Origin of the sequence: Paraliobacillus salinarum, assembly GCF_014083865.1 — a bacterium.
Taxonomy (GTDB): domain Bacteria; phylum Bacillota; class Bacilli; order Bacillales; family Amphibacillaceae; genus Paraliobacillus; species Paraliobacillus salinarum.
Genome location: NZ_JACEFA010000002.1, coordinates 167,312 through 186,315, shown reverse-complemented (window position 1 = coordinate 186,315; position 19,004 = coordinate 167,312). Strand labels below are relative to the sequence as shown.

At 33.1% G+C, this 19,004-nt stretch carries 19 protein-coding genes and 1 pseudogene; 17 read left to right on the top strand and 3 right to left on the bottom strand.

Annotated elements, in window-relative coordinates:
- The first annotated feature begins 13 nt into the window (after positions 1 to 13).
- The 11 genes and pseudogenes from HP569_RS14505 (at position 14) to HP569_RS03635 (ending at position 10,052) form a co-directional block, all read left to right on the top strand.
- Complete coding sequence (locus tag HP569_RS14505; protein WP_182199798.1) at positions 14 to 433, top strand: serine O-acetyltransferase; 420 nt, start codon at positions 14 to 16, stop codon at positions 431 to 433.
- Positions 434 to 464: 31 nt separating this feature from the next.
- Positions 465 to 1,853 carry an O-antigen polysaccharide polymerase Wzy gene (gene wzy / locus HP569_RS03680; protein WP_182199797.1) on the top strand — a complete coding sequence of 463 codons (1,389 nt, stop codon included), beginning with the start codon at positions 465 to 467 and terminating at the stop codon, positions 1,851 to 1,853.
- A gap of 37 nt (positions 1,854 to 1,890) precedes the next feature.
- Complete coding sequence (wzx, locus tag HP569_RS03675) at positions 1,891 to 3,348, top strand: O-unit flippase-like protein (RefSeq protein ID WP_182199796.1); 1,458 nt, start codon at positions 1,891 to 1,893, stop codon at positions 3,346 to 3,348.
- A 14-nt stretch (positions 3,349 to 3,362) separates the two neighbouring features.
- The gene (gene rfbA / locus HP569_RS03670; protein ID WP_182199795.1) at positions 3,363 to 4,247 is read left to right on the top strand and encodes a glucose-1-phosphate thymidylyltransferase RfbA; all 885 of its coding nucleotides are present in this window, start codon (positions 3,363 to 3,365) and stop codon (positions 4,245 to 4,247) included.
- Positions 4,248 to 4,263: 16 nt separating this feature from the next.
- Positions 4,264 to 4,815: a dTDP-4-dehydrorhamnose 3,5-epimerase gene (gene rfbC / locus HP569_RS03665; protein WP_182199794.1), complete on the top strand. Its 552-nt coding sequence runs from the start codon at positions 4,264 to 4,266 to the stop codon at positions 4,813 to 4,815.
- A 17-nt stretch (positions 4,816 to 4,832) separates the two neighbouring features.
- On the top strand, positions 4,833 to 5,864 hold the full coding sequence (gene rfbB / locus HP569_RS03660; RefSeq protein ID WP_182199793.1) for a dTDP-glucose 4,6-dehydratase: 1,032 nt from the start codon (positions 4,833 to 4,835) through the stop codon (positions 5,862 to 5,864).
- Positions 5,864 to 6,709, top strand: a complete 846-nt coding sequence (rfbD, locus tag HP569_RS03655; RefSeq protein ID WP_182199792.1) for a dTDP-4-dehydrorhamnose reductase — start codon at positions 5,864 to 5,866, stop codon at positions 6,707 to 6,709. The genes rfbB and rfbD overlap by 1 nt, the downstream gene beginning before the upstream one ends.
- Positions 6,710 to 6,713: 4 nt before the next feature.
- Entirely contained in the window at positions 6,714 to 8,033 is a 1,320-nt protein-coding gene (locus tag HP569_RS03650; protein ID WP_182199791.1) for a nucleotide sugar dehydrogenase, read from the top strand.
- Between the two features lie 18 nt (positions 8,034 to 8,051).
- On the top strand, positions 8,052 to 9,026 hold the full coding sequence (locus tag HP569_RS03645; protein ID WP_182199790.1) for an SDR family oxidoreductase: 975 nt from the start codon (positions 8,052 to 8,054) through the stop codon (positions 9,024 to 9,026).
- Positions 9,027 to 9,348: 322 nt separating this feature from the next.
- Positions 9,349 to 9,431 (top strand): annotated as a pseudogene (locus tag HP569_RS03640) (IS200/IS605 family transposase); the annotation flags it as partial.
- 441 nt (positions 9,432 to 9,872) lie between these two features.
- Positions 9,873 to 10,052, top strand: coding sequence for a hypothetical protein (locus tag HP569_RS03635; protein WP_182199789.1), 180 nt, complete (start codon positions 9,873 to 9,875; stop codon positions 10,050 to 10,052).
- Positions 10,053 to 10,863: 811 nt separating this feature from the next.
- Here the strand turns inward: HP569_RS03635 and HP569_RS03630 are convergent.
- The 3 genes from HP569_RS03630 to HP569_RS03620 form a co-directional block, all read right to left on the bottom strand.
- Positions 10,864 to 11,121, bottom strand: coding sequence for a helix-turn-helix domain-containing protein (locus HP569_RS03630; RefSeq protein WP_182199788.1), 258 nt, complete (start codon positions 11,119 to 11,121; stop codon positions 10,864 to 10,866).
- A gap of 126 nt (positions 11,122 to 11,247) precedes the next feature.
- The gene (locus HP569_RS03625) at positions 11,248 to 11,556 is read right to left on the bottom strand and encodes a hypothetical protein (protein WP_182199787.1); all 309 of its coding nucleotides are present in this window, start codon (positions 11,554 to 11,556) and stop codon (positions 11,248 to 11,250) included.
- Positions 11,557 to 11,643: 87 nt separating this feature from the next.
- On the bottom strand, positions 11,644 to 12,147 hold the full coding sequence (locus HP569_RS03620; protein WP_182199786.1) for a competence protein ComK: 504 nt from the start codon (positions 12,145 to 12,147) through the stop codon (positions 11,644 to 11,646).
- A 542-nt stretch (positions 12,148 to 12,689) separates the two neighbouring features.
- On the opposite strand from HP569_RS03620, the gene HP569_RS03615 reads away from it, so the two are divergent.
- The 6 genes from HP569_RS03615 to neuC are packed head-to-tail and all read left to right on the top strand — an operon-like array spanning position 12,690 to position 19,001.
- Positions 12,690 to 13,670, top strand: coding sequence for an NAD-dependent 4,6-dehydratase LegB (locus tag HP569_RS03615; protein ID WP_182199785.1), 981 nt, complete (start codon positions 12,690 to 12,692; stop codon positions 13,668 to 13,670).
- Positions 13,671 to 13,682: 12 nt separating this feature from the next.
- A complete protein-coding gene (locus tag HP569_RS03610; RefSeq protein ID WP_182199784.1) occupies positions 13,683 to 14,846 on the top strand; it encodes a LegC family aminotransferase in 1,164 nt (387 codons plus the stop codon).
- Between the two features lie 14 nt (positions 14,847 to 14,860).
- The gene (locus HP569_RS03605; protein WP_182199783.1) at positions 14,861 to 15,904 is read left to right on the top strand and encodes a sugar phosphate nucleotidyltransferase; all 1,044 of its coding nucleotides are present in this window, start codon (positions 14,861 to 14,863) and stop codon (positions 15,902 to 15,904) included.
- A gap of 48 nt (positions 15,905 to 15,952) precedes the next feature.
- Positions 15,953 to 16,849 (top strand): methionyl-tRNA formyltransferase, encoded by an 897-nt coding sequence (locus tag HP569_RS03600; RefSeq protein WP_182199782.1) that lies wholly within the window; start codon positions 15,953 to 15,955, stop codon positions 16,847 to 16,849.
- Positions 16,846 to 17,844: an N-acetylneuraminate synthase gene (gene neuB, locus HP569_RS03595; protein ID WP_182199781.1), complete on the top strand. Its 999-nt coding sequence runs from the start codon at positions 16,846 to 16,848 to the stop codon at positions 17,842 to 17,844. The genes HP569_RS03600 and neuB overlap by 4 nt, the downstream gene beginning before the upstream one ends.
- A complete protein-coding gene (gene neuC, locus HP569_RS03590; protein WP_182199780.1) occupies positions 17,841 to 19,001 on the top strand; it encodes a UDP-N-acetylglucosamine 2-epimerase in 1,161 nt (386 codons plus the stop codon). Before neuB ends, neuC begins: the two co-directional genes overlap by 4 nt.
- The last annotated feature ends 3 nt before the right edge of the window (positions 19,002 to 19,004 follow it).

Below are 19,004 nucleotides of genomic sequence, written 5' to 3'. Positions count from 1 at the left end.
TTGAGGTGGCGTAATGAAAGAATCCGCTGTATTAAGAATGCATAGAGTAGGTCATTGGCTTAACAATAAAAAAACCCCATTACTTCCAGCAATTATTCAGCGATTAATTAGAGTTTTGTTTGCTTGCGAATTGCCGAATACAGTCAAAATTGGAAAGGGTTCACAATTACATCACAATGGGTTAGGGGTTGTGATACACGAAAAAGCTGAACTAGGAGAAAACACTCATATATACCAAAATGTTACAATTGGTGGTAGGGGTGAAAGGGGGGTCCCTAAGATAGGAAATAACGTATTCGTTGGTTGCGGGGCATGTATACTAGGAGGCGTTGTCATAGGAGACAACGCTTCGATTGGAGCTAATGCTTGTGTAATTGAAGATGTATTGCCTAATTCTGTGGTTGTGGGACCTAAGGCTAGAGTGGCTAAATGATAATTATCCGGACATAATAAGGAGGGCTATAATGGAAAAATGGAATAAATTATCAATAGTGTTTCTGAATGTATTAATCACTTTATCCTTATTACTATACACTCATATCAATTTGAAAAATTATAATGATAATTGGCCTGTTATTATTAGTATCATTTCAATCGTATCTCTACTTATTCAGTTGCTAAGTCAACGAAAATTAGGGTTCGGCATTTATGATTTTGTTACGTATTTTTTTATTTTTAGTCATGTTTTTATGTTTGGAAATATCTACTTACTTGCAATTGACAAAGCAGAGTTTATCTCTTGGGGGCTAATTCATAGATACCATGATGAACTCCTGTTTGAATCAGCACTATTTATCTTATGTTATCTACAGGTTCTTAATTTAGGTATTCTTGCTTTTGCAAAGGAAAGAATAAATGTAAATGTCCAAACACATAAGTTTGAACTTAAAGATAAAGCTGTAAAAAATATTGGAATAGTTTTAGCGATTATTTCTTTTCCGTTCAGATTAATAATTGATGTTGGAAACATTATAGCGGCACAAAGCAATGGATCCTATTATGCATTAGAATCCCAGTCAGGAATATCAGATGATATTGCAATCTTATTCGTTCCATCGATGATTTTCATTCTAAACTCCTCTATTTCAAAAAAGAAGAAGACTGTTTTATTAATTGCTTTTATATTATATTCAACACTAAATATGATATTAACTGGAGACAGACGATATCAGTTTATTGGAATATTAATTGTAATAATCAATTATTTTTATGTAAATAAAACAAAGATAAAAGTGTCAAGAGTAATTGTTTTATGTATTCTTGGGGTTGTTGGGTTGAACATATTAACTCAAATAAGCCAGATTAGACAGAACTCTTTAGTCTCAATAACACAGTTTTTTAGTGGGGGGTTTACAAGTTTTTTCTCACTTGATTTTATTTTTGAGGTATTTGGCGAGTTTGGATTGTCCTTTATGACAGTAGTTATCGCTATGGAAAATATACCTAAACTAATTCCGTTTCAATATGGATTTAGTTTTTGGGGAGCTATTCCATCTATTTTACCAATTGGATGGATTTTTCCGGATTTTTTTTATGATGTTTCTATTTTTAGAAGACTATATGAAATAGAAGGCTATCCTGTAGGTGCTTCTTTACCGGGTGAGTTGTATGCTAATTTTGGCTGGCATGGCTTATTTATTACCTTTGTACTTGGAAGCTTTATTGGTAAGTACTTTAAGTTTAGCAAAATGAATAACCCTCTAAAAACAGCACAATATTTTTCGGTATTTTACATCTTGATTAATATTGTGAGGGCTTCGTTTCTGGAAATAACGAGAAATCTATTTTTGATTATTATTATTCCATTTATGGTATTTTACTTTTTAAAATCTATGCGGGAAAAATCTGATTAACTGAACTAGAATTTAAATTAGTCTTGTGGGGTGCGCAATGAGTATAAAAGTAACAAAAAAAGATATTGCTTGGAATTATGCAAATCTTTTTCTAACAACAGGAATAAATATAATATTATTACCATTCATACTTGTAAACTTATCTTCCGCTGAGATGGGACTTTGGTATGTGTTCACTTCATTTGGAACACTAGCTATCCTTATTGATTTCGGGTTTTCTACTACTATAGCAAGAAATGTAACTTTTGTATGGTGTGGAGCTAAAGAAATCTCTAAAGAAGGTTTTACACAGACTGCTAAGGAATCAGAACCTAATTATTATTTGCTTTTCAAATTGATAAGAACCTCCAAGACTATTTATTTGATTTTAGCTTCAGTTGTTTTTGTTGGTTTATCAACAATAGGGACACTTTTTATTAATGAATCTGCTAAAGAACAAATAGCACAAAGCGATTATATGATTGCTTGGATAATATACTTTCTATCAGTTGTAATAAATATTTATTATGCATATTGGCCACCGCTTTTAAAAGGGATAGGAGCTATTAAAGAATCTAATCAAGTATTAGTGGCATCAAAAGTAGTACAGCTATTGCTTACAATAATTGGGTTATATTTAGGCTATGGGCTAATTGCTGTATCAGCTGCCTATTTTGTTGGAAATTTAGTTATGAGACTAGCTGCAATCTATCTATTTAATAGATATGAGAATGTAAATGATAATCTATCAAAGTTCAAACGAAATAAAATACCCATAAAGGAGAAAAAGGAACTTTTTCTTTCGGTGTGGCCTAATGCCTATAAACAGGGTTTAATTTCTTTATCAAATTTCATTCAAAAACGAGCAAGTACGCTTATTAGTTCTACATATTTTGGTCTTGAAATGGCATCAGCGGTTGGGCTAACACAGCAAGTTTTCGATATTATTATGTCAGTTGGTAATGCTTTGTTTAATACTTATATTCCTTCGATGTCTTACGAAAGAGTGAACAGAAATGCAAAAAAATTGAAGTCCTATTATTTAAAGGCAACAGGTCTTTCTGGTTATATAATTCTAATCGGTGGGATAGCAGCAGTATTTATTTCTCCATATCTACTAGACTTAATTAATTCAGAGACTAATTTGTTACCTGTAATCCTATCAATTATACTCTTGATTCAAAATCTATTAATAAACAATCATACACTTTCTGGAGCCTATATAGCCACAGGAAATAAAATACCAATGTACAAATCATATATTATGACATCGGCTTTTACCATTATAATACAGCTAATATTTGTAAATTTTACTACATTAGGAATTACTGGAGTTATTCTTAGTGGACTGATTACAAACTTGCTTTTTAATAACTGGTATTGGCCTATGGTATCTAGTAAAGAATTGAATCTTACCACAAAAGAGTATCTTAAGGGATTAGCTCTTGAACCTATAAAGCTCATAATAGAATTAAGGTCTTTGATAATTAAATCTTCAAATAAAAAACACGTATGAAAGGAGAATGTAAAATGAAGGGTATTATATTAGCTGGAGGTTCAGGTACAAGGTTATATCCATTAACTATGATGACAAGCAAACAATTGCTTCCTGTATATGACAAACCTATGATCTATTATCCATTATCCGTTCTCATGTTGGCAGATATAAAAGATATTTTAATTATATCTACTCCACATGACTTACCGAACTTTAAAAAGTTGCTAGGTGATGGTAGCCAGTTTGGTATTAATCTGCAATACGCTGAACAATCATCACCTGACGGCTTAGCTCAAGCGTTTATAATAGGAGAAGAGTTCATTGGATCTGACAACGTAGCTATGATATTAGGAGATAATATTTATTACGGAAATGGATTTACTCCTATCCTCAAAGAAGCTGCTGAAAATGCTAAGAACGGAAAAGCTACAATATTTGGATACTATGTACATGATCCTGAAAGATTTGGAATTGTAGATTTTAATGACGAAGGAAAAGTTATTTCAGTTGAAGAAAAACCAAAAAGCCCTAAATCAAACTATTGCATAACAGGACTATACTTTTACGATAATAGAGTTATAGATTTTGCAAAAAAAGTGAAACCGTCAAATAGAGGTGAACTAGAGATCACAGATTTAAATAGAATGTATTTAGAAGAGGGTACTCTTAATGTAAAGCTCTTAGGAAGAGGGTTTGCTTGGTTGGATACTGGTACAATGGATAGCTTAGTTGAAGCTGCTGAGTTTATTCAAATGATTGAAAAAAGACAGAGCATTAAAATTTCTGCACTTGAAGAAATAGCATATCATAATAATTGGATAGACAAAGAAACTCTTTTAGTTTCTGCGCAGAAATACGGAAAATCACCTTATGGAGAGCATCTAAAGAAAGTAGCTGATGGGAAAATCCATTACTAGAAATGAGGTTAGTTGGATGAATATATTAAAGACAAATATTGAAGATGTAATTATTATTGAGCCAAAGGTTTTTGGTGATTACAGAGGATGGTTTACAGAGACATACTCTAAAGAGAAGTTTAGAGAGCTTGGACTAGATATCCTTTTTATTCAAGATAATCATTCTTTTTCTGCAAAGAAAGGGACCTTGAGGGGACTTCATTTTCAACTTAACCCTAAAGCGCAAACCAAACTTGTGAGATGTACGAAAGGGAAAATACTGGATGTAGCTGTTGACATTAGAGAAGGGTCCCCTACATATAAGAAATGGGTTGCTGTAGAATTAAGTGAAGATAATCATAAGCAGCTTTTAATTCCTAAAGGTTTTGCTCATGGATTCTTAACACTTTCTGAGAATGTTGAAGTACAGTATAAAGTTGATGAATATTATTCTCCTGATAATGACAGAAGTATTCGGTTTGATGATCCAGAAATCGGAGTAAAATGGGGTGTGGATACCCCTATTTTATCAAAGAAAGATCTGACTGCACCATTATTAAAAGATAGTAATATAAACTTTAAATATTAGCGTATGGGAGGAAAAAAATGAAAATATTAGTAACAGGTGGAGCAGGCTTTATTGGCAGTAATTTCGTGTTTCATATGCTGAAAGAGCATCCAACATATAGAGTAGTATGTTTAGATGCATTAACATACGCAGGTAATTTATCTACACTAGATCCAGTTATGGAAAATAAAAGTTTTGAATTTGTTAAAGGTGATATTTTAGATCGAGAATTAGTAAATAAGCTATTTAAAGAAGAAAATTTTGATTTTGTAGTTAATTTTGCTGCAGAGTCTCACGTAGATAGATCAATAGAAGATCCAGATATCTTCTTAAGAACAAATATTATAGGCACGCAAGTATTAATGGATGCTTGTAGAAAGTATGGAGTCAAGAGATTCCATCAAGTTTCAACAGACGAAGTTTATGGGGATTTACCATTGAATAGGCCTGATTTATTTTTCACTGAGGAAACACCGATTCATACATCATCTCCATATTCAGCATCCAAAGCATCCGCAGATTTATTGGTACAGGCTTATTATAGAACATTTGATTTGCCTATAACTATTTCTAGGTGTTCCAATAATTATGGTCCATACCACTTTCCTGAAAAGTTGATACCTCTAATGATATCTAGGGCCCTCAACGATGAATCACTACCGTTATATGGTAAAGGTGAGAATATTCGTGATTGGCTTTACGTTGGAGACCATTGTACTGCTATTGATCTTATTCTCCATAAAGGGAAGGTGGGAGAAGTATATAACATCGGAGGTCATAATGAAAAATCTAATATAGAAGTAGTAAAGACAATACTTAAAGAACTTAATAAGCCAGAATCACTTGTAACTTTTGTGAAAGATAGGGCTGGGCATGATATGCGTTATGCAATTGATCCATCCAAAACTAGAAGAGAGTTAGGATGGGAACCTACAACTTTATTTAATGAAGGTATAAAATTGACTATTAAGTGGTATCTTGAAAATCGCTCTTGGTGGGAAAACATAATATCTGGGGATTATAAAGATTATTATGAGAAGATGTACAGTAATAGAGCGGGTGAACAGTAATGAAAGTTTTGGTAACAGGTGCTAATGGACAATTAGGATATGACGTGTTAAAGCGCTTAGAATACGAAGGCATTGAGTACTTAGGGGCTGACAGAGAATTATTAGATATTACGAATGAGGAACATGTGAAGAGGATTATAGGTGATTATTACCCTGATGTTGTTATTCACTGTGCAGCTTATACTTGGGTAGATAGAGCTGAAGATGAAAAAGATCTGTGCTATTCTGTTAATGTTCTGGGGACAAAGTATGTGGCTGAAGCATGTAAAAATATTAATGCAAAAATGGTTTATATTAGTACCGATTATGTGTTTGATGGTGTAGGAGAAACACCTTTTGGGATAACACACAAACCAAATCCTATTAATTACTATGGGGAGACAAAATATAAAGGCGAGTTGGAAGTTCTTAATATTTTAAAGAACTATTTTATTGTTAGAATTAGTTGGGTTTTTGGAAATCACGGTAATAACTTTGTGAAGACTATGCTTAAATTAGCCAAAGAACGAGATGAGATTTCGGTGGTTGTTGATCAATTTGGCTCTCCCACGTATACTTATGATTTGGCTGAATCATTAGTAGAAATGATTCAATCAGACAAGTTTGGAATTTATCATGTTACCAATGAAGGGTTTTGTAACTGGTATGAATTTGCATGCGAGATATTTAAGCAAGCCGGTTTAGATATTATAGTAAACCCTATTAAAACTGAAGAATATCCAACGAAGGCAAAAAGACCCAAAAATTCAAGGCTTAATAAAACTCAAAACATTGGTTCTGAAATTACGCATTTAAGAAGTTGGCAAGAAGCGCTAAAAAATATGATTAATAATGAAATGAGGTAATGTTATGAACTTATTCAAAAAAATTAAAAGCGGAGAAGAGAAAATTTCACTTATAGGTCTTGGTTATGTTGGAATGCCGATCGCAGTTGCATTTGCAAAGAAAGCAGATGTTATAGGGTTTGATATTAGCAAAGAAAAAGTTGAACTATACAAAAATGGTATAGATCCAACTAAAGAAGTTGGGGATGATGTGATAAAAGAAACTACAGTAGAATTTACTGCAGATGAAAATGAACTTAAAAAAGCTAAGTTTCATATCGTTGCAGTTCCTACACCAGTAAATGCTGATCATACTCCCGATTTAACACCTGTAGAATCTGCAAGTAGAACAGTGGGAAGAAACCTTACTAAAGGTTCAATTGTTGTGTTTGAATCAACAGTTTACCCGGGTGTAACTGAAGAAATTTGTATTCCAATTCTTGAAAAGGAATCAGGAATGAAATGTGGTGAAGATTTTAAGGTGGGTTATTCACCTGAGAGAATCAACCCAGGTGATAAAGTACATAGACTTGAGACGATAGTTAAAGTTGTATCTGGTGTGGATAAAGAATCTCTTGATGTTATTGCGAAAGTTTATGAGCTTGTGGTTGATGCCGGAGTACACAGAGCAGAATCTATTAAAGTAGCAGAGGCTGCAAAGGTTATTGAGAACTCACAAAGAGATATTAATATTGCATTTATGAATGAACTTTCCATTATCTTTAATAAGATGGAAATTGATACAAAAGCAGTTCTTGAAGCTGCAGGAACGAAGTGGAATTTTTTAAACTTCTTCCCAGGATTAGTTGGTGGGCATTGTATTGGTGTGGATCCTTATTACCTTACCTACAAAGCTGAACAACTAGGGTACCATTCACAAATTATCCTTTCTGGTAGAAGAATTAATGATGATGTAGGTAAATATGTAGTAGAAAATTTAATTAAAAATCTTATTAAAGCAGATGTGCCAGTTAAGGACGCCAAAGTAGCAATATTAGGGTTTACATTTAAAGAAAATTGTCCTGATACAAGAAATACAAGAGTTATTGACATAGTAAATGAACTTAAAGAATACGGAATTAAACCGCTGATCGCTGATCCTGAAGCTGATGCTGAAGAGGCAAAGTACGAATATGAAATAGTGTTTGATTCAGTAGAAGACATTAAAGACATGGATGCTGTTGTTGTAGCTGTTGGACATAACCGATTCTTAAAATTCTCTCAAAAAGACTTTAATAAAATGTTCAAAGAAGGATCTAATGAAAGCAAAGTGTTACTTGATATTAAAGGAATCTTAGATAGAAAACAATATGAAACATTAGGGTATAGATACTGGAGATTGTAATGAGAGGTGGCACAAGCCATGGGGTATGAAAATATTAACTTTGAAAAGAATAGTGTATTTCTCGTAACAGGTGGAGCTGGTTTTATTGGCTCTAACCTGTGCGAGGTATTATTGGATAAAGGATATAAAGTTAGATGTCTGGATGATCTTTCTAATGGTAAACAAAAAAATGTGGACCTATTTACCAACAATCCTAATTATACATTTATCAAAGGGGACATAAGAGATCTAGATACATGCATGAAGGCTTGTGAAGGCGTAGATTATGTGTTAAATCAAGCAGCTTGGGGCAGTGTTCCACGAAGTATTGAAATGCCATTGTTTTATGAAGAAATCAATATAAGAGGAACAATAAATATGATGGAAGCTGCTAGGCAAAATGGTGTTAAGAAGTTTGTGTATGCTTCCAGTTCCTCCGTGTACGGAGATGAGCCAAATCTTCCGAAAAAAGAGGGAAGGGAAGGAAATTTACTTTCACCGTATGCCTTAACTAAAATGATTAATGAAGAATATGGAAAGTTGTATTCAAAATTATATGGATTAGATACTTATGGATTAAGATACTTTAATGTGTTCGGCAGAAGACAAGATCCAAATGGATCCTATGCTGCAGTTATTCCTAAGTTTATTAAACAATTACTTAATAATGAACACCCAAATATAAATGGAGATGGAAAGCAAAGTAGAGACTTCACATATATTGAGAATGTGATAGAAGCAAATTTGAAAGCTTGTAAGGCATCATCTAAAGTTTCCGGAGAAGCTTTCAACATCGCTTTTGGTGGAAGAGAATATTTGATTGATGTTTATAATTCTCTTTGTACAGCACTCGGAAAAAATATAAAACCCATCTTTGGTCCTGATAGAAAAGGTGACATTAAGCACAGTAATGCTGATATAAATAAGGCTAAAGAGATGTTGGGGTATGATCCGAGTTGGAATTTTGAAAAAGGAATTGAAGCTGCAATAGAATGGTATAGGCAGAATCTTTAATTAGTTTTCAATGGTACAATTAATCTTATCGGTAGATGTGAATTCAACGCATTTGGTTTGTTTTGCAATAATTATAAACCAGAATTAGAAGGTTATTTATAAAGTATCCTGAATACCTAGTCACCACTTAAATTAAAGTTGATTTCTTGTAGTAGGAAAGCTACTTTAGGACGTGTTATATATTGTATGTTTCTGAAACCCCTGATTATGCTGGGGTTTCAGAAAGTTTCTAGATTGGAGAACAAAAAAGCCTCTCTTCGTGATAAGATAAGGTTAGTTTCCAGACCACCTAACCTCATCAAAGAACGAGGCATATCCAACGCAGGACAAGAATAGTTTAGCACATACGCAGTGGAGATATAAGTATCATATAGTTTAGCTCCAAGGTATAGAAGACAAATTATCTAAGGAAAATATAAAAAAGTATTGGAGAAATTGTAAGAGATCTTTATGGTATAGTTACTAGCTTCCATTAAAATGATAATGGGAGCTAGTTTGTACTTCTCATTACAAATTTCTTAGATGCAGTATTATTAATTAATAAACAAAAGCGTCAAATACTACAAACGTAAGCGACATAGCCTCGAAATGAGATAATCTTTATATATTAATTCTCGTTGGAATATATCAATGCCCAGAAAATAATTTATGACTCTAGTTTAATCATGGCTATTATAACGATCAACATGACGATTATTGGATTAACCTCATTAGCTGAATTCAAGAAGGTGATTTGAAAATACTATGGAAATTTTCTTATTAAGAAATTTCGTCTAGCTTTTGGAGTGAAGTTTCTTTCATTTATTAGTTGTGTTTGCTGTAATTAACGTTAGTTCTTTGTTCTTTATGTTTGTAAACCATGAAGTCTTTCGATTGACTGATTTTCTATTGTTAGTTTTCAGCTTAATGTTCGCCATTTATTATTTCTTTTCTTTTATTATTGTTGAAAACCATGCAATGAAGAAGCAGATTTATCAAACAGAGCTAGAAGGTTTGTATATACATAGAGATAATATGGAACATTAGGAAGTAGATGTGTTGACGGAAATGAGCAGTGGTTCTAGTAGACATAAAAAGGTGGCGAGTAATTTAATAGATTTTTTCAATACACATAATTCGGATACACAAGCTGCTTTTGAGGAGGTTTTCGGACCAAATTCGTTGTTATATAAGTGCACAAACAAAAGGCGGAAACGTTATCAAAAGCAATACAAAGGCGCCCGATACTCATATCGCATCAAAGAAAATGCTTTAGCAGATATATCGCATGAGTTTTTCCGGTTTTTAAGATCTAGTGACTTGCAGGATAAGTGGGCAATTGAAATAATCAGGTTAATGGACGGGGATCGAACGTACATAAAGGGTTTTGATGAATAACCTATGTATAACTTTTCTAGATTAATCACGCAGATTAATCTATTCGTCTGATCGGGTAACATATACAAGTATAAAATCTTATAATACATCAAGCGTTATTATTATCATGCGGTCAATCATAACGAGGAAGACAGAATAGAAAATGTTGAAAGAGTAAAAGAAGTTGAGATTTTTACATATCGGCAGCTTCTGAAGTTCGTGTTTGGTAATTTAGAGGTGCGTGACGCGTTGTTTTAAATTGGGTTGTTGAGCTAGTGGCAATGTATGTGCAGCACCTAGGTAAAGATTCTTTTTACGAATTGATGTAGTCCATTTTGTGGTGGTCTTCTATAAAAAATGAATAAAGGCACAGTCAACATATTGTATGAGCTGTACCTCTATCTGTAGACTCCTCTATGAGATTATAAGTATAATGGTGATATTAGACTATAGCTAAATAAAAACTTGTGCATTATACTGTCTATTCCTCATCTGATGTATCTTGGCCATCAATATATTTTTCATATGCACTAAAAAGATAATCAAAGTCTAATTGTAAGTACTTGTGCAGTGCGAAACTGGTATAATAATTCGGCGCATTGATGCCTCGTTCGATTCTACTTAATGCATCCTTTGAGATACCAATTACTTCTGCACATTCCTCTTGAGATAACCCAATTTCTCTTCTTTTTTTCGTTATGTATTGCCCATAAAAATGCTTAAATTCAGTAGTGGTCATTAATTTTCCCTCTTACTGATTTTCTAAGAAGTAGAGAGGGAATACCACGAACTATAGTGCTACCTAATTATAACGAAAAAATGGGGCGCTAGGGTCTGACCCCAACGCCCCATTGGGACATTGGGGTCAGACCCTTTTGTCCCACTTTCTGATAAATGCCCAAAATTCTTCACCGTTTAATGTAGAGAATGTAGCTAGAAATGTTTGAATTGCTTTTTCTGTTTTGAATGATTTTGTTAATAAATGATAGTCTGCTTTGTACTGTGATGGTGGGTGAAACAACACTTTATAAAGAACTATTGTGAGGTCATCGTCGTTTTTTCGTAATACAGCGATTCCATGCTGTGGATCTGTTGGGTGGATGAGCATTCCTTCAAAATATGTTTTTTCTGCAATAGCGGGATCTAAAACCAAACTAAATGTATCGGGTTTCATGAGAAAAATCCTTTCCATGTTGGTTTAGGTGAAAATAGTCTTCTTCATTATTGTAATCTTTTTTTCGATAGAAAGATATGAAATAATCTATCCGTTTTTTAGTGCTTGATGTAGTGCTAGAGTTTGTTCGAATTGCTGTTTAATTTGATAGGTTGATTCTTCCAGATGAAGTGTTTGCTTGGACTTGAAGTATATTGTTGTCGGAAATGTTGTTTCATTTGTGCTTTTATTTACATCGATATGAATGATGTGATTAGCAATAATCCAGCTACATGAAAAATTTTTCGGTGATTGTGTTGGGAAAGCATATCTTGTAGGATGTTCTCGAATGACAATCGGAACTTTTTGTTTCTTATGTAATAATTGCTGAGAAGCGTGCTGTCTGCCGCGAAACGTTGCGCCATTATTTAAACAATTTTGTTCAATGATTTCTAGCGGTGTTTGCTTGACATAAGTAGTTTTGCTTGCTTCAAGTACCATAGCATGATGGTCGATTGAAGCGGTGGGCACAATAGCCAGTGTCCACTTATTTATCGTGTAATCCTCTTTAATTATTATGATAATCCCCCTTACTATTGAGACATCTTCCATGCTAGTTTCCAATATTCTGCATGTTGACGCCACGAACTTTAATGCTAGTTTGGTAGGTGGGGGGATTTTAGAGCGAGTAAAATGAGGAAATTGAATAGAAATTTTATTTAATAGAAGAAAAAATGATATATACTAATGATAATAGGATAACGAATTCTTTCTGTGAAATGAATGTAATGGAACAAGAGAAAATCATTGAGTTTATAAAGAAAAATGGGATACAGGTAGTAAGGATTAATGATAGAATTTGTGATAAAGTTGTTATTACTTTTAGATCAAAAGTTTGTGTTATGAATGAAAAAGAAAAGACAGTCTTCTAGTTAATAATTAGATAAAAGAAGCCGATGTAATAGTAACTGGATCAACAAGATTCGAAAAAGTATGGGGTTAACTTAACAAAATTTTATATGATTGGACCACAATTAAAAAAGGTGAAAAACGGAAGAATTGACTGAACATATTATAATGATAAGTTTAATTTTTATTAATTAAACAATAAAATATATTTATGTAAGAATATGATGTGAGAGAGGTGCAAAAAAATGAAAAAAGTATTAGTTACTGGTGCAGATGGTTTTATTGGGAGTCATCTTGTTGAAAAACTATTAGATGATGGTTGTGATGTGAGGGCTTTTGTATATTACAATTCCTTCAATTCATGGGGATGGCTCGATACACTTCCTAAAAGTAAACTTAGTGATATAGAAATTTTTGCGGGGGACATTAGGGACCCTAATGGTGTAAAAGAAGCTATGAAAGGAATAGATGAGGTTCATCATTTAGCTGCGTTAATTGCCATACCTTTCAGTTATCATTCTCCAGACTCATATGTTGATACAAACATAAAGGGAACTTTGAATGTTTTACAAGCAGCAAAAGATCTTGACGTAAAGAGGGTTCTAGTTACTTCAACTTCAGAGGTATATGGAACTGCTAAATATGTTCCAATTGATGAAGTTCATCCATTTCAAGGACAATCTCCATACTCAGCTACTAAAATAGGAGCAGACAGGATAGCTGAATCTTTCTATAGAAGCTTTGATATGCCTATAACAATTGTAAGACCTTTTAATACATATGGTCCACGTCAATCTGCAAGAGCAGTAATTCCTACAATAATTACACAGCTTCTTTCAGGAAAAGAGGAAATCGAACTGGGGTCATTAACGCCGACTAGAGATTTTAACTTTGTAAAGGATACAGCAAATGGTTTTATTGAGATTGCAAAGTCAAAAAATACAATTGGAGAAGAAATTAATATAGCTACACAAAATGAGATATCTATAGGGAAACTTGCAGAAGAGCTAATCAGACAAATTAATCCTAACGCCAAAATTATATGTGATGAACAGAGATTAAGACCTGAGAATAGTGAAGTTAACCGCTTGCTAGGCTCTAACGCAAAAATCAAGAGCTTAACAAATTGGGAACCACAATATACATTTGAACAGGGTCTAGCGGAAACAATTGAATTTTTTAAAGGTAATTTAGAAAAATATAAAACAGATATTTATAACATATAGGAGAGGTACCGTATGAACCAAAAATTTATCCCTCTATCTGTGCCCAATTTGAAGGGCAAAGAATTAGAATATGTAACTCATGCTGTAGAAACAGAGTGGGTGTCTACCGGAGGTCCATATGTTAATGAGTTTGAAGAAAAAACTGCTAAATACGTGAATGCTAGAGGTGCTGTATCGGTTCAAAACGGAACCTCTGGTTTACATATAGCGCTTCAAGTTTGTGGTGTAACGAGACTTGATGAAGTTATTGTGCCAACATTAACCTTTATTGCTGCAGTGAACCCTGTAAAGTATATTGGGGCAGAACCCATATTTATGGACTGTGATGATTCTCTTTGTATGGATGCTGAGAAGCTTAAAGATTTTTGTCAAATGCAATGTAGTTTTATTGATGGACAGCTAATTAATAATAAGACTAGAAAACATATCAAAGCAATTATTGTTGTTCATGTGTTCGGAAATATGGCTAAAATGGAACAAATAATGGAGGTAGCAACTAGCTATAACCTAAAAGTTATTGAGGATGCTACAGAGGCAATTGGGACATATTACACCAATGGTCCCTACGTGAATAAATTCGCAGGGACTATTGGTGATGTTGGTGTTTACTCATTTAATGGAAACAAGATAATGACTACCGGTGGTGGAGGTATGGTTGTTTCAGATGATGCAGTATTGTTAAAAAAAACGAAGCATCTCACAACTCAAGCAAAGAGTGATGAATTATATTACATGCATGACGAAATTGGTTATAACTACCGTATGACAAATCTACAGGCTGCACTTGGATTGGCACAATTAGAGCAATTAGAAAATTTCATTAAAATAAAAGAAAAAAATTATAGATTATATAAAGGTGCAATAGAAGAGATTGCAGGACTTTCCATTCTTGAGTTTGATAAAAATATAAGAAGCAATCATTGGTTCTATGGACTATATATAAACTATGATTATCCACTAGATAGGGATGAGGTCATAAGATATTTATCAACAAAAAGAGTTCAAGTAAGGCCAATTTGGGGATTAATAAGTGAACAAATTCCTTATGTGGATAGCCAGACTTATAAAATAGAAAAAGCTAGTGATTACGTGAGGCACGTTGTAAATATTCCATGTAGTTCAAATCTAAAAGAAGATGATGTTGAATATGTGATAGATTGTTTGAAAAAACTATAAAGGAGGATTGACCATTGGATATAAAGGAATTTTTAATTGATGAAAATGCTACAATGCTCGATGCTATGGCTTTGCTAGATAAAGTCGCTAAGAAAGTATTGTTTGTTGTAAGAGAAGGCCAATTTGTAGCCGCAATTACAGACGGTGATATTAGAAGATGGATTCTTAAAAAAGGTAACCTTGAAGCAAGAGTGAAAGATATTGCAAACTATAATCCAAAATACATTTTTGAAAAGGATAAAATGATAGCAAAAGAATTCATGCGTGAGAATGCTATTGAAGCATTACCAATCGTGGATAACAATAAGGATATTATATCTGTAGTCTTATGGAATGGCGAAATTAAATATCGAGAAAATATTAAAGTTCCAGTTGTTATAATGGCTGGCGGACTTGGAACAAGACTATATCCTTATACTAAGATTCTACCTAAACCTTTAATACCAATTGGAGAAATCCCCATTGTTGAACATATTATAAATAGATTTAATGAATATGGTAATGACGAGTTCTACTTAGTAGTTAATCATAAAAAGAATATGATTAAAGCATATTTTAATGAAATTGAGAAAAATTATAAAGTGGATTTTGTTGATGAAAATGAACCTCTAGGTACGGGAGGAGGGCTTAGTTTATTAAAGGGGAAGATAGATAAAACATTTATCTTAACAAACTGTGATATTTTAATCGAGGAAGATTATAAGAAGATATATGATTTTCATAAAAGGGAGAATAACCTTATTACGATGGTGTGCTCTTTAAAACATATTAGAATACCATATGGTGTTGTTGAGATAAATGAAAATGGAGAAATAGATAAAATGAGAGAAAAACCTGAATTCTCTTTCTTTACAAATACGGGAATGTATTTTGTTGACCCTAGAGTGATTGACGAACTTGAGAATAATAAAGCTGTAGGGTTTCCGGATATTGTAGAAAAATATAAAAAAGCAGGAGAAAAGATAGGTGTTTACCCAATAAGTGAAAACTCTTGGCTTGATATGGGACAACTTGATGAAATGGAAAGAATGAGAACGAGATTAGAAGTTGATAAATAGAGTTTAGAAGGGAGGAAATGATGTAATTGGTTTACATCATGTTATAGGATGAATAATAAATTGAAGATCGGATATTTTGCTGACGGGAAATGGTCTCATGAAGCCTTTAAATTACTTATTCAAGATGAGAGTATTGAAATAAAGTTTATCTGTGTAAGAAATGATACTAGTGATCTAACCTTAAAAAAATTATCAGATAAATATAAGATTGATTATTTAAAACATAAAGATATTAATTCAGACGCATTCTTAAATCAAATACGAGAATACAATTGCGATTTATTTGTGTCCATGTCCTTTAATCAAATTTTTAAAAAAGAAATCATGAACATGCCGAAATTCAAGACTATAAATTGTCATGCTGGAAAATTACCTTTTTATAGGGGGCGTAATATTTTAAATTGGGCATTAATTAATGATGAAACAGAATTTGGAATAACAGTTCATTATGTTGATGAAGGCATTGACACAGGAGACATTATAATTCAAAGGTGTTTTGATATAACAGACCATGACGATTATAATACTTTGTTGGATAAAGCATACAATGAATGCGCGATAATTCTATATGATGCTATTAAATTGATTCAAGAGGGTAAGCATACACCATTTAAACAGAAGGATATTCACCCAATAGGGTTTTATTGCGGAATGAGGCAAGAGGGTGACGAAATTTTAAATTGGAATCAAACAAGTAGGGACATTTTTAATTTTATAAGAGCAATTTGTAAGCCAGGGCCTATGGCGAGAAGTAAATTAAACGATATGGAATTAAAAATAAACAAAGCTAAAATGATTAATCAAGCCCCAAAATATAAAGGAATCCCAGGTCAGGTTGTTGGCAAAACAAATAAAGGCGTTATCGTTAAGACATTGGATTCAACAATTGAGATCAATGAATATGATTACGATGGTAATATTAGAATTGGAGATAGACTACAATGAGTAATGTCATAATTATAGCAGAAGCAGGTGTGAATCATAACGGATCAGTTGATATTGCAAAACAGTTAATTGAGGAAGCGGCAAAGGCAGGAGCAGATTATGTGAAGTTTCAAACGTTTAAAGCTGAGAAACTAGTTGCCAAACATGCTCCAAAAGCAAATTATCAAAACTTGACTACTGATAATCGTGAGAGTCAATATGAAATGATAAAAAAGTTAGAATTAGATCTTGAAATGCATCATGAGTTAATAAGGTATTCGAAAAAAAGGGGAATTGAATTTTTGTCTACAGCCTTTGATATAGAGAGTGCCGAATTACTTAATGATTTAGGTATAGATTTCTTTAAAGTTCCTTCTGGAGAAATAACGAACCTTCCTTTTTTAGAAAACGTTGGATCATTTGGTAAGGATGTAATCCTCTCAACTGGCATGTCAAGTCTAGGAGAAATAGAATCGGCAGTTAATGTACTTTATGATGCGGGAGCACCTGAAATTATCGTATTACATTGCAATACAGAATATCCTACTCCGATAGAAGATGTAAATTTACTAGCAATGAATACAATTAAAAATGCGTTCAATGTGGATATTGGATATTCTGACCATACAAATGGGATTGAAATACCGATTGCAGCAGTAGCGCTAGGAGCAAAGGTTATTGAAAAGCATTTTACTTTAGATAGAAATATGGAGGGCCCTGATCATAGAGCAAGCTTAGAACCGCATGAGCTAGCTCAATTGGTGAAATCAATTAGAAATATAGAGTTAGCATTAGGTGATGGAATTAAAAAACCTTCTAAATCAGAGTTCAAAAACAAATCAATTGCCAGAAAAAGTATCGTTGCAGAAACGGATATTGCTGAAGGTGAGATCTTTTCAAGTGAAAACCTAGCAATTAAAAGACCGGGGAACGGATTATCACCTATGATGTGGTATGAAATAATTGGGAAAAAGGCAAGCCGTGATTTTAAAAAAGACGAGTTGATAAATTTATGAAAAAAATAAGTATATTGACTGCTACAAGAGCAGAGTACGGCTTATTAAAACCAGTAATTAATAAGTTAAATTCTATTCCTGAATTTGACGTACGTCTAGTGGTTACAGGTGCTCATTTATCACCTGAATTTGGATTGACTTATAATGAAATTGAGCAAGACGGAATAGTTATTGATAATAAAATTGAAATGCTTTTAAGTTCTGATACACCGGTAGCGATATCTAAATCAATGGGTTTAGCAATAATTAGCTTCGCAGATTATTATGAGAAATTAAAACCTGATATGTTAATTGTTCTCGGGGACCGATACGAAACATTAGCAGTTTGTATTGCAGCGATGAACCAAAGAATCCCCATAGCTCATCTGCATGGGGGGGAAATTACAGAAGGCGCGGTAGACGAATCAATTCGTCATGCCATAACTAAAATAAGTAATCTTCATTTTACAAGTACAGAAGAATATAAGAGCCGAGTTATTCAACTTGGAGAACATCCGGATAGGGTATTTTGTGTTGGAGCAACAGGTGTAGAGAATATTTTTAAAGAGCAATTATTAACTAAAGAAGAATTAGAAGTATCGATTAATTATAAGCTTGAAAGACCTTTTGCAATGGTTACTTATCATCCAGTAACTTTAGAGGAGAATAGTGCAGAAGAGCAATTTAAAGTAATACTTGAAGTATTAAGTAAGTATCCAAAAATGGATTTTATATTTACAAAAGCCAATGCTGATACAAATGGTAGAGTTATAAACAAATTGATTGATGAGTATGTAGAGGTGAATAATAATGCTATAGCGTTTACTTCTTTAGGCATGACTAGGTATTTAAGTGCAATGAAATATTGTACTTTGGTTATAGGAAATTCATCAAGCGGATTACTAGAAGCTCCAAGTTTTGGTATACCTACCATAAATATTGGCGATCGACAAAAAGGTAGGATACACGCTAATAGTGTAATAAATTGTAGACCAGATTATGAAGATATTAATACTGCAATTGAACTTGCGTTGTCTGGTAACTTTAGAATTCAAGCAAAAAAAACAATTAACCCATATGGGGATGGTAATACTTCAGAAAAGATTGTTGATATTGTAAAAGACTTTCTGTTAAATAATAGAATAAAAATGAAAAAGAAATTTTACGATTTGAGGTGAAGT